Origin of the sequence: Stappia sp. TSB10GB4, from assembly GCF_900185745.1 — a bacterium.
Taxonomy (GTDB): domain Bacteria; phylum Pseudomonadota; class Alphaproteobacteria; order Rhizobiales; family Stappiaceae; genus Stappia.
Genome location: NZ_FYAV01000069.1, coordinates 110,283 through 123,805, shown reverse-complemented (window position 1 = coordinate 123,805; position 13,523 = coordinate 110,283). Strand labels below are relative to the sequence as shown.

Here is a 13,523-nt window from a genome sequence, read left to right as displayed (position 1 = left end):
GTTTCCTTGCATCGAAATGCCCCGCATGTCCGGGAGCCTGCATGGCGCTGTCGCCAAAGCTCGAGATCCGCCAGGGCCAGACCCTGATCATGACGCCGCAGTTGATGCAGGCGATCAAGCTGCTGCAGATGTCGTCGCTCGACCTGACGAGCTATGTCGAGGCGGAGATGGAGCGCAATCCGCTGCTGGAGCGCGCGGAGGGCGACGGCGGAGCGGGCGAGGCCGACAGCCCGTCCGAGCGCGAGGCGGCCGAGGCCGCGGCGCCCTCCTCTTCCGGAGAGGCGGAGGGCGATGCCTGGCTCAGCTCGGAACTGTCCGACAGCGCCCGCGACATCGCCCAGCGCCTCGACACCGATCTTGGCAACATCTATCCCGACGATCCGGGCACCGGGCGGACCGAGGCGGGGGCGGGCGAGGCGCAGCAGCGCGACCCCTGGCAGACCGGCCTGACGACGCGCACCGGCGCGGGCGGCACCTCGGAGGACTACAATCTGGAGGCCTTCGTCGCCTCCGACGTGTCGCTGCAACAGCATCTCGGCGACCAGATGGTGCTGGCGATCGCCGATCCGGTGGAGCGTCTCGTCGCCCAGGTGCTGATCGACAATCTGGACGATGCCGGCTACCTGCGCCTTGATCTCGACGACACGGCGGAGCGGATGGGCCTGTCGCGGGCGCGGCTCGACGGCATTCTCGCCGTGCTGCAGACGCTGGAACCGACCGGCGTCTTCGCCCGTTCGCTCGCCGAATGCCTGAAGCTGCAGCTCATCGAGAAGAACCGCTTCGACCCGGCGATGGAAAAGCTGATCGACAATATCGACCTGTTGGCGCGCCACGACCATGCGGCGCTGCGCCAGGTCTGCGGCGTCGACGACGAGGACCTGAAGGAGATGATCGCCGAGCTGAAGGCGCTCGATCCCAAGCCCGGCAGTTCCTTCGGCGAGACGCTGATCCAGCCGGTGGTGCCGGACGTGGTCGTGCGCGCGGCGCGTGACGGCGGCTGGTCGGTGGAGCTCAACACCGACACGCTGCCCAAGGTGCTGGTCAACCAGACCTACTATGCCCATATCAGCAGACAGGCCCGCGACGAGGCGGAGAAGAGCTTCCTCAGCGAATGCCTGCAGACCGCCAACTGGCTGGCCAAGAGCCTCGACCAGCGGGCGCGGACGATCCTCAAGGTGGCGAGCGAGATCGTCCGCCAGCAGGATGCGTTCCTGGTGCATGGCGTGCAGCATCTGCGGCCGCTCAACCTGAGGACCATCGCCGAGGCCATCTCCATGCACGAGTCGACCGTCAGCCGCGTCACCTCGAACAAGTACATGGCGACGCCGCGCGGCATCTTCGAGCTGAAATACTTCTTCACCGCCGCCATCGCCTCGTCCGGCGGGGGCGATGCCCATTCCGCCGAGGCGGTGCGCCACCGCATCAAGGTGCTGATCGACGCGGAAAGCCCCGACGACATTCTCTCCGACGACACGATCGTCAAAATGTTGAAGGACGAGGGGATCGACATTGCCCGCAGAACGGTTGCAAAATACCGGGAGTCCCTGCGCATTGCCTCTTCCGTCCAAAGACGGCGGGAGAAGAAGGCGGGCCGGGGCTGAAACCCGCACGGGCGCCGCGGACGCGGCGTCGGGCCGGGGGCGGCAGGGAAAGCCGGGGGCAGCAGGGAAAGGAAGGGTGACAATGAAGCCCTTGTTTCTTCAGGCAGTTGGCCGCGACTCCGGCCTCCAGGCCGGCCATAGCCGCGCTGCCGCAGCCCGGACTCCATTTGACTTCATGCAGCCGCACGCTTATAGACCCGCGCTCATGCGTGCCGGAAACGGCGCGCATGGTCGTATCGCGCGGAAGGACGGCGTGTTGCATGCGACCCCGGCGCGACAGCCGGCCGACGGGTTTCGACCTGTGGGCACGACCGCGAACCGGGATGCAATAGGTCGGGTTGCGGATATCAATCCGGCCCGCGGTTTGTCACAGTGGGTTTGCCCCTGATGAAACTGGCGAGACTCACGCCATACTCATCGATGGGGTCGGTACGACCAGAACAAGAAGAGGTTCTCATGACACTGCGGATATCGGGAAAGAACGTCGATGTCGGCGAGGCTTTGCGGACGCATATCGAAGACCGCGTCGCCGAAGCCATCTCGAAATATTTCGACGGCGGCTATACCGGCCATGTCACGGTCGGGCGCGAAGGGTCCGGTTTCCGCTCCGAATGCCTGCTTCACCTCGACACCGGCATTGACCTGCAGGTGTCGGGCGACAGCCAGGACCCGCGCCAGAGCTTCGATGCCGCGGCCGAGCGGATCGAGAAGCGCCTGCGCCGCTACAAGCGCAAGCTGAAGGACCACCACGCCAATGGCGCCGCCCATGGGCGCGAGGTGTTCGAGGCGACCTCCTATGTCCTTGCGTCCGTGGAGGAGGAAGAGGAGGTTCCCGCCGACTTCACCCCGCTGGTGGTCGCGGAGACCGCCGCCAAGGTGAAGACCATGACCGTCGGCATGGCGGTGATGCAGCTCGATCTCGCGGAAGCGCCCGTCGTGGTGTTCCGCAATGCCGGCAGCGGCGCGGTCAACGTCGTCTACCGCCGGGCCGACGGCAATTACGGCTGGATCGACCCGGAAAACGCAGCCAGATAGACAGGCAGCCTGTCCGGCACGCCGCGTCCCCCAGCGGGATGCGGCGTTACGCCGGTTGCCTCCCGTTTCTCGAACCACGAGTCGCCTTATGGATCTCAACGATCTCATCACATCGAAAGCGATCGTTCCGAGCCTGAAAGCGAACAGCAAGAAGCAAGCGCTTCAGGAACTGGCCGCCAAGGCGGCCGCCGTCACCGGCCTGCCCGAGCGGGACGTGTTCGACACGCTGTTGCAGCGCGAACGCCTCGGCTCGACCGGGGTGGGCAACGGCATCGCCATTCCCCACGGCAAGCTCGTCCGCCTGGATAAGCTGGTCGGCCTGTTCGCCCGCCTGGAGCGCCCGATCGATTTCGATGCGCTGGACGACCAGCCGGTCGATCTCGTCTTCGTCCTGCTCGCGCCCGAAGGGGCGGGAGCCGACCATCTCAAGGCGCTGGCCCGCATCGCCCGCCGCATGCGCGATCCCGGCACGGTCGCCAAGCTGCGCGCCACCAGCGATCCCGACGCGCTCTATTCGATCCTGACGCAGCCGGTCGCCTCCAACGCCGCCTGACCGGCGGGAGCGGGCGAGGCGCCCTGCCCCAGCATCAAAGACCTCACACCAAAAGCCCCGGTTCCGAAAAGAACCGGGGCTTTTGCGTGTCGGGGTTGTCCGGCGCGAGGCGCCCGTCCCGTCTCTCACCTGAGGGCCGTTTGCAGGCTCAGTGCAGCGCCACCGTGTGGAGCTGATGTTCGGCCGCATTGGCCAGCGCCATCTCGCGGCTGTCCGACAGCATGATCGGCGTGCCGTCGGCGTTGAGCAGCACCCACAGGTTCAGGCCGGGACGCATGCGCGGGGCCTGCGGAAACAGGGTGCTGAGGTCGTCCGAGGTCATCGGCTTGACATAGGCGATCTGCCCGGTGCCGAGCGCCTGGAATTCTCCGGGCTTCATGGTGAACGTCTGGTGGTCATGTGTCATGGCATCGCTCCTTCTCGGCGGCCGGCCTGCGCCGCGCCGCCGCTTCGGTCCGTGTGCCGCCGGGGTCGAGGCCGGGGTCAGTCCCGCGCGTCGATCTCGATACGGCGCACGATCCGCTCGGGTTCGGGGCGGATCAGATCGATGGAAAGCAGGCCGTCCTTCAGTTCCGCGCCGAGGATCTCGATCCCCTCCGCCAGAACGAAAGCTCTTTGAAACTGCCGCGCGGCAATGCCGCGATGCAGGAACTGACGCGTCTTGTCGTCTTCCTGGCGTCCGCGGATCACGAGCTGGCTCTCCTCGACGCTGACGTCGAGCTGGTCGCGGGTGAAGCCGGCGACCGCCAGGGTGATGCGGATGATTTCGCCGCGCGTCTCGGTCTTGGGCAGGCGCTCGATATTGTACGGCGGATAGCCGTCGTTCGAACCCTTGCTGACCCGGTCGAGCATCCGTTCCAGATCCTCGAACCCCAGAAGCAATGGCGAGGAAAACGCAGACATGCGCGTCATGTGCTTCAAGCCCTTTTCAAAGCGGCCCATTTCCAGACGATCGATCCGCCGGCGGACCCGGCGCGACCGAAGCGTCCCAATTGCCGGACCCTGACGGCATCCGGCCGGAACACGCTGGTTCCGTTCTCGTCATATATGGCGAGGACAATGGAGGAGTTCAAGAAAGGCATCGCGCGGGGCCCTCCCGCGCCCGACCGCAGCCACCCGCGAGGAGGCGTCGAAACACCTTGGAAAATATGCCGAGGCCTCCCGGTTTGTCAGATCTGATCGCATCGGCCGCGCCAGGACGCGCGCAGCCCTTCGCCAGCCCCCTGCCAACTCATTGAACTTTCTGAACAAAAAATAAGCAATCTGCCATAAATCCCTCATTAACCGACGCAGCGAAACCCTTACGCGATCCAATTTTGGACAGGAGCCCGAAATGCGACGCCTTGCCGGTATCTTCTTGTTGTCGTCCCTTGTCTTCGCCGGACAGGCGGCAGCCGCGCCACCGGTGCCCGACGTCAAGGCGCTGATCGACGAGGCGTTCATCGCCCAGACCCGGGAATGGCTCGCCAACCCGATCGTGCCGCTGTCGATCAAGGCGCAGAACGAACTGCGCGGCAATATCGACCAGGCGACGATCGACGCGCTCGACGCGCAATGGATTGCCGAGCGCAAGAGCGACGACAAGCCGCTGATTTCCGCCACCCTGTCGGCACCGCTGTCCAACTACCTGCTGCGCATCCAGGCGCAGACGCTGGGGCTCTACACCGAAATCTTCGTGATGGACGCCAATGGCCTGAATGTCGGCCAGAGCTCGATCACCAGCGACTACTGGCAGGGTGACGAGGCCAAGTTCCAGAAGACCTTCCCCTTCGGCGTCGGCGCCGTCTTCATCGACGAGCCGGAATGGGACGAGGACCTGCGGATCTGGCACGTCCAGCTCAACCTGACACTTTCCGACGAGACCAATGCCACGCCGATCGGCGCGGCCACCGTCGAGGTCAACCTTACCGAGCTCGCGCGCCGCGCGGCTCCGGCCAGCTAATTCGAGGGTGGGCACCATGTTTTCCAGACTTTCCGTTTCCACCAAGGGCGCGATCGCCTTCGGTTGCCTGGCGCTGATCGGCGCGACGGGCGGCGCGATCACCTGGTCCAAGACCATCGCCGCCTCCGATGCGGTCGAACTTGCCGAGCACGTCACCGAGATCTCGCGCGACGCCGACGACCTCAAGCAGGCCGTTCTCGAACAGGCCTTGTGGGTGAAGAATTTCCTGCTCACCGGCAACCGTGACTGGGTCGGCCAGGTCGAGGAGCAGACGGCCCGGATTTCCGGCCAGTTCGACGACCTGAAGCGGCAGCTTGCTTCGTTCGACGGCACGCTTGCCGGCGAAGCTGACGTGATCCGTTCGGCCTGGAGCAGTTGGCGCACAGACTTCGCCAGCGAGCAGATCCGCCTGATGCGCGTGCCGGAGACGGTCGATCTCGCCCGCGCCATGGAGCTGACGCCGACCGGCGCCGGCCTGCTCGCCGCCACGTTCGACGGGGTCAGCCAGCTTCAGGCGACCTTGCAGGGCCGCGAGACCGCCCTCCTCGCCGAGCAGCGGTCGCAACTTGCCTCGGCGCAGATGGTGGCGCTCGGCAGCGGGCTGCTGATCACCCTCTTCGCCGCCATCCTCGGCTATCTCAACTTCGCCATGGTCTCGCGGCCGCTTGCCCGTCTCTCCGACGTGGTGCGCAAGCTCGCCGACGGCAACACGGAGGAGGAGATCGATCTCGGCAACCGGTCCGACGAGATCGGCCGCATGGGCCAGGCGCTCGGCGTCTTCCGCGCCAACCTGATCCGCACCCGCGAGCTGGAGGCGGAGACCGAGCACGCCCGGCTCGACGCGGCCGAGCGGCGGCGCATCGAGATGGAGCGCGTGGCGGCCAGCTTCGAGGAAACGGTGATGACCATCACCCGCGAGATGACCAGCGGGCTGGAGACGCTGAACGGCACCGCCGGCGCGCTGGCCGAGATCGCCGAAGGCACCACCCGCCAGGCGCTGTCGGTCGCCTCCGCCTCGCACCAGGCGACGGAGAACGTCAACACGGTCGCCAGCGCCACCGAGGAGCTGTCCGCCTCGATCGCCGAGATCAACGAGCAGGTGCACGCCTCCTCGAAGGTGGTGACGGAAGCCTCCAGCGAGGTCGAGCGCTCGAACCAGGCGGTCGGCAAGCTGCAGCAGGTGGTGGCCCGGATCGGCGACGTCACCAAGCTGATCACCGACATTGCCGAGCAGACCAACCTGCTGGCGCTCAACGCCACCATCGAGGCGGCACGGGCGGGCGAAGCGGGACGGGGCTTTGCCGTCGTCGCCTCCGAGGTGAAGGCGCTGGCCGAGCAGACCGCCCGGGCGACCGAAGAGATCGACACCCAGATCTCCGAGATGCGCTTGGCGGCCGACGATTCCATCGTCGCGACCAACTCGGTCGCCGAGATGGTGCGCGCCATCCACCAGCGCACCTCGGCGATGGCGGCGGCGACGGAGGAGCAGAACGCGGCGACCAACGAGATCGCCCGCAATGTCGCCGAGGCGGCCAGCGGCACGCGCAGCGTCAGCAGTTCGATCGTCGACGTCACCGACCAGGCCACCCATACCGGCACGCTCAGCAACGAGATGCGGGAATCCATCCGCGACCTGCATGCGCGCTCCAACCGGGTGCAGGCCGCGATGGCCGAGTTCCTCGGCACCATCCGCGCCGCCTGACGGCCCCTCAACAACCGGCGGCCCGCTTCGGCGGGCCGCCGGATGCCGGCTCCGGCACAAAGATGAGTCCACGGCCTAAACCTTTCGGCTAGTTGCAGACTGATGAGGATACCGCCCATTGTTCCGTAGATGGTGCTGGTGCCCGGGGGCCAAATCGGTGACGATCCCGCCGGCAATCGGCCCATCATGACTTCCTGACCGATCGGCTGACCCTGCGGAGCGCGCGGCCGGCCAGCGACGGCCAGGCTTTGGGCCGCATCGATGTTCCAGGAGCGACATGCCGAATACTCTGCCCTTTTTCGCTGCGCCCCCGCTGTCGGGCATCGGCTTCGAAACCATGCTGGACTCGTTCCGGGGAAAAGTTTCTCCCTTCAAGGCGCGGCCCGAATACGGGCGAGACACCAAGTTCCAGTGGTGGACAAACGTGGTCGCCAGCCCGGACCTCGTTCTGCTGAACAAGTCCTATAGCGGCGACTGGCGCGCCGATCTCGACGCGAACGACGGGGGCCTCACCATCATCCTTCCGGTTTCCGGGGGGCGGTCCAACGCGTTTATCGAGGGCGAGAAGATCACGGCGGTCCCAGATCAGGCCATCCTGGTCGCCAACTCGCGGCTGCAGGGCCTGACGGCCAGGGCCTATCCCCAGCTCGTCACCACATCGCTCATCGTCCAGGAAGGGGTGGTCAGCCGGACCCTGTCCTCCCTGTATGAAGGCGCGGTGCTCAGCCGGCTCGCCCTTCCCCCGCTTTTCGATCTTGCAACCAGCGCCGGCGCGACCTTCAAGCTGCTTGTCCAGACCATCGTCTCGGGAATGCATGGCGACAGGGTGCTGGAAAGGTCGCCGAAGTCGCTGGTCCTGCTGATCGAGGCCCTGCTGCGTCTCGTCTTCGAAACCCTTCCCCACCGGTTCAGCCACCGGGCGCGCGGCAGCCGGCTCGATGTGCTGCCGCGGCACGTCAAGCTGGCCGTCGATTTCATGCATGCGAACATGCATCTGCCGCTGACGGTCGGCGACATCGCCGAAGCCGCGGGCGTCAGCGCCCGTTCCCTGCAGGCGGGCTTCCAGCAGTATTGCGGAACGACGCCCATCCTGCATCTGCGCCGCCTCCGCCTGGAGGCCGTTCACGTCGAGCTGTCGCTTCCCCAGAACGTGCTGCCCATCAAGGAGGTGGCCCTCAAATGGGGCTTTTCGCACCTCGGGCGCTTCGCGCAGCAATACCGGGGGACCTATGGCGTGCACCCATCGGTCACGGTGAAAAAAGCCCAGGGCCTGTAAATCCGCGCCCCGGCATGCGCCGTACCTCCCGTCGCCCCGACAATTCGCCGGCCTTACGCATATGATCCGTCCTCATGGCCGAGGAGGAGCTCGCGTTGAACCTTGCACATGCTTCGCGCCAAAGTCGCAAAGACTGTCCGTTTGACGCCTCCTCTATCCGATTGGCGCAAGATCCCCCAGGGTCATCCAGGCGCTTAAGATTTCATTATTTTCTGTAGCTCTCCCTCGATCTTGCGTTTATTTCGCAGGAGATCGCGAGTGATTGTCAACGAAAAGAAAAAGGAAGGGGTCCGGTCGGCGGCCTGGTCGGTGGCCTGGTCGGCGGCCGGGACAGTGCTTGCCCGCCTGTCGAAATTCGGGAGGGCAACCGAGGGCAGCGTCGCGATCCTGTTTGCCCTGTGCAGCGTTGTCCTGATCACCTGTGCCGGTGTCGGTATCGACTATGCCTCCGCCCTCAGGCTTCGGCGGGAGATGCAGCAGGCGCTTGATGCCGCGGTGCTGGCGGCGGCGACCCAGGAAAGCGACAGGTCGAGAGCGGCGACGGAGTTCTTCTCCGCCAATCTCGTCGGTGGCCGCGGGATCGAGATCTCCTTCGAGTTCTCGGAAGGGACCGGAGAGTTCTCGGGCGTGGCCAGGGCGCTGCTTCCCTCGAAGTTCATGACGGTGGTGGGGATCGATATGATCCCGGTGTCGGTGGAGTCGGGCGTGGCCGTGAAGACCGCGCAGGCCTGCATCTTCCTTGTCGACCGGCATGGCCACGATGCCTTCAAGGCCAATGGCGGCGGCAGGATCGACATGCCCGACTGCGAGATGCACGTGCATTCGAAGGCGCTTCCCGCCACCTGGATCGATTCCCGGAGCATCGACGTTCAGCGCCTGTGCCTCGCCGGCCGGTTCGGCGGCAATGCCCGCCCCTGGCCGCCGGGTTTCGAGGAGGGCTGCAACCCCAGCGAGGATCCCTACAAAGGAAAGCTGCCGGTCATTTCCGCGACCATCGTTCGCGAAAACGCCTGCATGCCCGATGCGGCCCTGCCCGATGAAAAGCTGAGCCGCATGGTGTTCAAGCCGGGAACCTATTGCCGCTGGCCGAACATCAACAGCCATGTGCAGAGCGTCAGGTTCGAGCCCGGCGACTATGTGTTCAAGAGCGGGGTCGCGTTCAACGCGCAGCGGGTGGAGTTCGGGGCGGGCACCTATCTGTTCAAGGGCGCCGGCTTTACCTTCAACGGGGCGGTGCGGGACGTGCAGTTGGGCGCGGGGCTCTATGTCCTGTCGGAGGGAAGCCGGTTGGTCTTCAACGACCAGAAGGTTTCGGGGGCGGACGTCACCATCCATCTCGCCGACGCCAACTCGGCCTTCCTGACGGTCCAGGGAAACTCCCAGCTCGACCTCACGGCGCCGACCGTGGGCCCCTACAAGAACCTCGCGCTGTACGAAGCGCCGAATCTGCCGGTCGATGCCTGGGGCCGCTACACTCTCGACGGCGCGATGACGATCCGGGGCGGCGTGCATCTTCCGAGCCGCAACCTGCATCTCAACGGGAATGGCCGAATCGCCTCGGACGGGATGACGCTGGTCCTCAACAAGCTGAGCCTCGACGGCACGGTGGCGATCTCGCGCGGCGCAGCCACAACCGGGTCGGGCGGCTCGCGCGCCTATCTGCTGCGGTGACGCGGCCCCGCGCGTGCCGGTAAACAGACAGGCCCCGACGCTGCGGCGTCGGGGCCTTGCCTTGTCCGGCCGGCGCGGAGCTTACCGAACCGCTTACCGGGCCGCTTCGACGATCAGCTCCGCGACGGTTCGCGGCTGCGAGATCATCACCACATGCGAGGCGCCTTCGACGACGACCGTGCGCCTCGACCCGGCGCGCTCGGCCATGAAGGCCAGCGCCTGTGCCGGGATGTTCCTGTCGCCGTCGCCATAGACGAAGTAGGACGGCAGCGCCTTCCAGGCCGGTTCGCCGGCCTTTTCCGTCAGCGCCGCTTCGGTGATCGGCCGCTGGGCGACCGCCATCAGCGCCGCCGCCTCGGCCGGAACGTCGTGCGCGAACTGGGCGTGGAACTTCGCCTGGTCGATGGAGAGGTCGACGCCGCCCTCCGCCAGCCTGACCGGGGGAGCAAGGGCTTCACCGAGGGTCCCGCCCGGGAACCTTGCGCTCAGCTCCGCCACGCTCTCGCCGGCCTGAGGCGCGAAGGCCGCGACATAGACCAGCGCCGTGACGTTGGCGTGGCCGTTCGCCGCCGCCGAGATGACCTGACCGCCATAGGAGTGGCCGACAAGGACCACCGGACCGTCGATGCCGGTCAGAACGTCCGAGACGAGGCGCGCGTCGTCCGACACGCTGCGCAGCGGATTGGCGACGGCGCGGGTGGCGTACCCGTCCTTCTGGAGCTGGGCGACGACGCCGTTCCAGCTCGAGGAGTCGGCGAAAGCGCCATGCACGAAGACGATGGTGGGCTTCGCCGGTTCGGCGACAGCGGCACCGAACAGCAGCGTGGCGGCAAGCGCCAGGGTTGCGGCAAGCTTGGACATGATCGTTTCCTTGTCTGAATGACGTTTTGGAGGAAGCTGGCGGACGCAGGGCCGCGTCAGCTTCGGATGAAGGCGAGAATGTCGGCGTTGAGGCGGTCGGCCTCGGTTTCGGCGAGGCCGTGCGACCCGCCCTCGTAGATCTTGAGCGTGGCGTCCGGGACGATCTGCGCCGAAAGGTGAGCGGAGGCCCGGATCGGCACGATCTGGTCGTCGTCGCCGTGGACGATCAGGGTCGGCCGGTCGATCCGCCGCAGGTCCTCGGTGTAGTCGACTTCCGAGAACTCGCGGATGCAGTCGTACTGCCCCTTGATGCCGCCCTGCAGGCCGATGCGGCGGAAGTTCTCGCGCAAGCCCTCGTTGCTTTCGACGCCCTCGCGATTGAAACCGTAGAACGGCACGGTGAGATCGAAGAAGAACTGCGAGCGGTTGGTCGCGGTGTTGTTGCGGATGTCGTCGAAGACCGACAGCGGCGTGCCCTCGGGATTGGCCGGCGTCTGCAGCATCAGCGGCGGCACGGCGCCGACCAGGACGACCTTGGCGACCCGCGCCGTGCCGTGACGGCCGATATAATGCGAGACCTCGCCGCCGCCGGTCGAATGGCCGACCAGGATCACATCCCGCAGATCCAGCGCCTCGATCAGCTCCGCCAGGTCGTCGGCATATTGGTCCATGGTGTTGCCGTCGAAGGTCTGGTCGGAGCGGCCATGGCTGCGCCGGTCATGGGCGATGACCCGGAAGCCGTTGTGGCCGAAGAACAGCATCTGCTGGTCCCAGGCATCGGACGAGAGCGGCCAGCCATGGGCGAAGAGAATGGGCTGGCCGGTTCCCCAGTCCTTGTAGAAGAGGCGGGTTCCGTCGGTGGTGGTGAAATAGGCCATTGCGATCTCCTGTATTTATCGCTCACGATTGCCTCGTGCACGATCTAAATAGGTGACTGCATACCCGATGTCAATCGCTCACGAATAGATCGTGTACGATTTTTATGCGGGCAAGACAGCGACGGTGCCGAGGCCTGCCGTCAGCGAAGCCGCACCGCGTCGAGCAGGCCGATCCCCCGGTCGTTGCCCTCCAGCCCGTCCGCAAGATGCCACAGGCGCCCCTGCAGTCCGTAGCCCGGTGCCAGCCGCAGCGCCTCCCGCGAGCGGGCGGCGATGCCGCAGGCCAGCACCAGACGGCGACCGGGATACCGCCGCACCAGGTCCTTCAGCCCCGCATAGAAGGTGGCCAGCCCGGCTTCGTGCATCGGCCCGCTGCCGCCGGTCGGGAATGTCAGGCGCTCCTGCGCCAATCCCTCGACCGGCATCTCGTGCGGCGTCTCGCCGGACTGGCGGATATCGACGAGCAGATAGGCCGCGGGCTCGGCAAGCAGCGCTTCGGCCGCCACCTCCCCGTCCGCCGGGTCCGCGCCCGCCTGCGCGGCGGGCCCGGCCAGCATCGACAGCAGGACCGCGATGGCCATGGCGGTTTTGCATCGGTCCGGCATCGGACGGTTACCCCAGCCGCTTCCAGCGCACCCAGACCGGCGCCCCCTGATCGGGACGGGTCGTCTTGCGATAGGCGGGGCTTCGAGGGTTGCGGCATTCGCCCCCCGCAGCCGCCTCGACGAAGGCGCCATCGGCAGACACGCTCCTGCGGCCGCCCCAGAAGTCGCAGGTCGCGCATTTCTGACGGGCGTCGGCACGGATTCGCGTTGACGCTGAGGCCGCCGCCGGCACCAAGGCAGCCGTCGCGGCGGCAAGACAGCACGCCACCAGCCGGCGGCGATCCATCCCGGCCTTGTCGCCAGGGAACGATCTGTCGGTACTGGTTGTCATCCAACTCTCCCTTTCCTGACCGATTTCCTCTTTCCGACCCGGCCCGCCTCGCGCAGGACCGGCCAGGGCCAAGTATACGGATCTGCCGGTCAAACGCAGCAGGCATCGCTGCTGCCGTTCGGGAGAAGGAGCCGTCGGAGTGTCTCGCCGGACAGGCGGGAAGCTGGGAGCGGGGATGTCAACACGGCCCAATGCGGCGCCTGGCGACAGGCCGGCATCAGCCGCAAACGGCACGGCGGGATGGGCGCCGGCAGAGGACGGAAAACGGAAATCCGCTCAGGGAAGAGGGAAGACTGGTGGAGCCAAGGGGAGTCGAACCCCTGACCTCTTGAATGCCATTCAAGCGCTCTCCCAACTGAGCTATGGCCCCGTCTTCCAGTGTCTTGTCCGACCAGGGCTCCGGAAAACCTCCGGTGCCGCGGTGCAAACGATCCGGCGACGCTTGGGTTCGTCTTGCCGGTGCGGGCGGAAAATACGTCTTCCGCCCCTCAAGTCAAGCGGAATAATCCGCTTGCCCGAACAGGCCGGGGAAAGGTCCCCAGGCCTGTGGACAACGCCGCGATCAGCGGTCGGTGTCCTCGTCGTCGCGCTCGAGCACGATGCCGACGTCGTCGTCTTCCTCGTCCTCGACGTCGATGAACACGTCATCGGCATCGTCGTCGGCGATCTCCTCGTCGACTTCCTCATCGTCGATCACGACGGCGGCATCGCCCTCGGTCTCGGCGTCCGCTTCCTCCAGGCTGACCATCTCGGCCGCCTCGTCGTCCAGCTCGACGTCATCCTCGTCCTCCTCGACCACGGCCGCAGCCTTGGCCGCGGTCTTCACCCGCAGCGCCTGGGCGAGGATGAACACCGTGCCGCATTTCGGGCAGGTGATCGGGTCGCGATTGAGGTCATAATATTTCGTGCCGCAACCGCCGCACAGCCGCTTGGTGCCAAGTTCGGGTTTTGCCACGTTTCCAACCCTTGATCTGCAGATAATCGGGCGTTCGCATAAAGGCTGCCCGGCTTCCTGTCAAAGCCTAATCCGCCCTGCTTCGTCAAACCCTTTATGGGCACGGCCGCAAC

General features: G+C 66.2%; 14 protein-coding genes and 1 tRNA gene. 7 read left to right on the top strand and 8 right to left on the bottom strand.

Annotation, left to right across the window (positions count from 1 at the left end; all coding sequences use genetic code 11):
* Window positions 1–41 precede the first annotated feature (41 nt).
* From rpoN to ptsN, 3 genes are all read left to right on the top strand, one after another.
* Window positions 42–1,601 carry an RNA polymerase factor sigma-54 gene (gene rpoN, locus TSB10GB4_RS20055; protein WP_186397181.1) on the top strand — a complete coding sequence of 520 codons (1,560 nt, stop codon included), beginning with the start codon at window positions 42–44 and terminating at the stop codon, window positions 1,599–1,601.
* Window positions 1,602–2,057: 456 nt separating this feature from the next.
* Entirely contained in the window at window positions 2,058–2,636 is a 579-nt protein-coding gene (hpf, locus tag TSB10GB4_RS20050; RefSeq protein ID WP_186388808.1) for a ribosome hibernation-promoting factor, HPF/YfiA family, read from the top strand.
* A gap of 88 nt (window positions 2,637–2,724) precedes the next feature.
* Window positions 2,725–3,189 carry a PTS IIA-like nitrogen regulatory protein PtsN gene (gene ptsN, locus TSB10GB4_RS20045; protein ID WP_186388807.1) on the top strand — a complete coding sequence of 155 codons (465 nt, stop codon included), beginning with the start codon at window positions 2,725–2,727 and terminating at the stop codon, window positions 3,187–3,189.
* A gap of 148 nt (window positions 3,190–3,337) precedes the next feature.
* On the opposite strand, the gene TSB10GB4_RS20040 is transcribed toward ptsN, so the two are convergent.
* Both TSB10GB4_RS20040 and TSB10GB4_RS20035 read right to left on the bottom strand, forming a co-directional pair.
* A complete protein-coding gene (locus TSB10GB4_RS20040) occupies window positions 3,338–3,595 on the bottom strand; it encodes a DUF1150 domain-containing protein (protein ID WP_186388806.1) in 258 nt (85 codons plus the stop codon).
* A 77-nt stretch (window positions 3,596–3,672) separates the two neighbouring features.
* On the bottom strand, window positions 3,673–4,101 hold the full coding sequence (locus tag TSB10GB4_RS20035; protein WP_067223553.1) for an Hsp20 family protein: 429 nt from the start codon (window positions 4,099–4,101) through the stop codon (window positions 3,673–3,675).
* 421 nt (window positions 4,102–4,522) lie between these two features.
* Here TSB10GB4_RS20035 and TSB10GB4_RS20030 point away from each other — a divergent pair, with 421 nt between their 5' ends.
* The 4 genes from TSB10GB4_RS20030 (at window position 4,523) to TSB10GB4_RS20015 (ending at window position 9,780) form a co-directional block, all read left to right on the top strand.
* Complete coding sequence (locus TSB10GB4_RS20030; RefSeq protein WP_186397180.1) at window positions 4,523–5,131, top strand: hypothetical protein; 609 nt, start codon at window positions 4,523–4,525, stop codon at window positions 5,129–5,131.
* A gap of 16 nt (window positions 5,132–5,147) precedes the next feature.
* Window positions 5,148–6,833, top strand: a complete 1,686-nt coding sequence (locus TSB10GB4_RS20025) for a methyl-accepting chemotaxis protein (RefSeq protein WP_186397179.1) — start codon at window positions 5,148–5,150, stop codon at window positions 6,831–6,833.
* A gap of 277 nt (window positions 6,834–7,110) precedes the next feature.
* Window positions 7,111–8,109 (top strand): helix-turn-helix transcriptional regulator, encoded by a 999-nt coding sequence (locus TSB10GB4_RS20020; RefSeq protein WP_186397178.1) that lies wholly within the window; start codon window positions 7,111–7,113, stop codon window positions 8,107–8,109.
* A 258-nt stretch (window positions 8,110–8,367) separates the two neighbouring features.
* Complete coding sequence (locus TSB10GB4_RS20015; protein ID WP_186397177.1) at window positions 8,368–9,780, top strand: pilus assembly protein TadG-related protein; 1,413 nt, start codon at window positions 8,368–8,370, stop codon at window positions 9,778–9,780.
* 93 nt (window positions 9,781–9,873) lie between these two features.
* Here the strand turns inward: TSB10GB4_RS20015 and TSB10GB4_RS20010 are convergent, their stop codons facing one another.
* The 6 genes from TSB10GB4_RS20010 to TSB10GB4_RS19985 form a co-directional block, all read right to left on the bottom strand.
* Window positions 9,874–10,641 (bottom strand): alpha/beta fold hydrolase, encoded by a 768-nt coding sequence (locus TSB10GB4_RS20010; protein WP_186397176.1) that lies wholly within the window; start codon window positions 10,639–10,641, stop codon window positions 9,874–9,876.
* Between the two features lie 56 nt (window positions 10,642–10,697).
* Window positions 10,698–11,519: an alpha/beta fold hydrolase gene (locus tag TSB10GB4_RS20005; protein ID WP_186397175.1), complete on the bottom strand. Its 822-nt coding sequence runs from the start codon at window positions 11,517–11,519 to the stop codon at window positions 10,698–10,700.
* 140 nt (window positions 11,520–11,659) lie between these two features.
* On the bottom strand, window positions 11,660–12,100 hold the full coding sequence (locus TSB10GB4_RS20000; RefSeq protein ID WP_186397174.1) for a hypothetical protein: 441 nt from the start codon (window positions 12,098–12,100) through the stop codon (window positions 11,660–11,662).
* Between the two features lie 31 nt (window positions 12,101–12,131).
* The gene (locus TSB10GB4_RS19995; protein ID WP_186397173.1) at window positions 12,132–12,455 is read right to left on the bottom strand and encodes a hypothetical protein; all 324 of its coding nucleotides are present in this window, start codon (window positions 12,453–12,455) and stop codon (window positions 12,132–12,134) included.
* Window positions 12,456–12,749: 294 nt separating this feature from the next.
* Window positions 12,750–12,825, bottom strand: a tRNA-Ala gene (locus TSB10GB4_RS19990).
* 192 nt (window positions 12,826–13,017) lie between these two features.
* A complete protein-coding gene (locus tag TSB10GB4_RS19985; RefSeq protein WP_186388762.1) occupies window positions 13,018–13,410 on the bottom strand; it encodes a TIGR02300 family protein in 393 nt (130 codons plus the stop codon).
* Between the last annotated feature and the right edge of the window lie 113 nt (window positions 13,411–13,523).

Bases quoted from the DNA above. Each gene is read 5' to 3' on its own strand.
- TSB10GB4_RS20000 (WP_186397174.1), bottom strand. From the start codon at position 12,100: ATGGCCATCGCGGTCCTGCTGTCGATGCTGGCCGGGCCCGCCGCGCAG.
- TSB10GB4_RS20030 (WP_186397180.1), top strand. From the start codon at position 4,523: ATGCGACGCCTTGCCGGTATCTTCTTGTTGTCGTCCCTTGTCTTCGCC.
- TSB10GB4_RS20005 (WP_186397175.1), bottom strand. From the start codon at position 11,519: ATGGCCTATTTCACCACCACCGACGGAACCCGCCTCTTCTACAAGGAC.
- ptsN (WP_186388807.1), top strand. From the start codon at position 2,725: ATGGATCTCAACGATCTCATCACATCGAAAGCGATCGTTCCGAGCCTG.
- TSB10GB4_RS20040 (WP_186388806.1), bottom strand. From the start codon at position 3,595: ATGACACATGACCACCAGACGTTCACCATGAAGCCCGGAGAATTCCAG.
- TSB10GB4_RS20035 (WP_067223553.1), bottom strand. From the start codon at position 4,101: ATGACGCGCATGTCTGCGTTTTCCTCGCCATTGCTTCTGGGGTTCGAG.
- hpf (WP_186388808.1), top strand. From the start codon at position 2,058: ATGACACTGCGGATATCGGGAAAGAACGTCGATGTCGGCGAGGCTTTG.
- TSB10GB4_RS20025 (WP_186397179.1), top strand. From the start codon at position 5,148: ATGTTTTCCAGACTTTCCGTTTCCACCAAGGGCGCGATCGCCTTCGGT.
- TSB10GB4_RS20020 (WP_186397178.1), top strand. From the start codon at position 7,111: ATGCCGAATACTCTGCCCTTTTTCGCTGCGCCCCCGCTGTCGGGCATC.
- TSB10GB4_RS20010 (WP_186397176.1), bottom strand. From the start codon at position 10,641: ATGTCCAAGCTTGCCGCAACCCTGGCGCTTGCCGCCACGCTGCTGTTC.
- rpoN (WP_186397181.1), top strand. From the start codon at position 42: ATGGCGCTGTCGCCAAAGCTCGAGATCCGCCAGGGCCAGACCCTGATC.
- TSB10GB4_RS19995 (WP_186397173.1), bottom strand. From the start codon at position 12,455: ATGACAACCAGTACCGACAGATCGTTCCCTGGCGACAAGGCCGGGATG.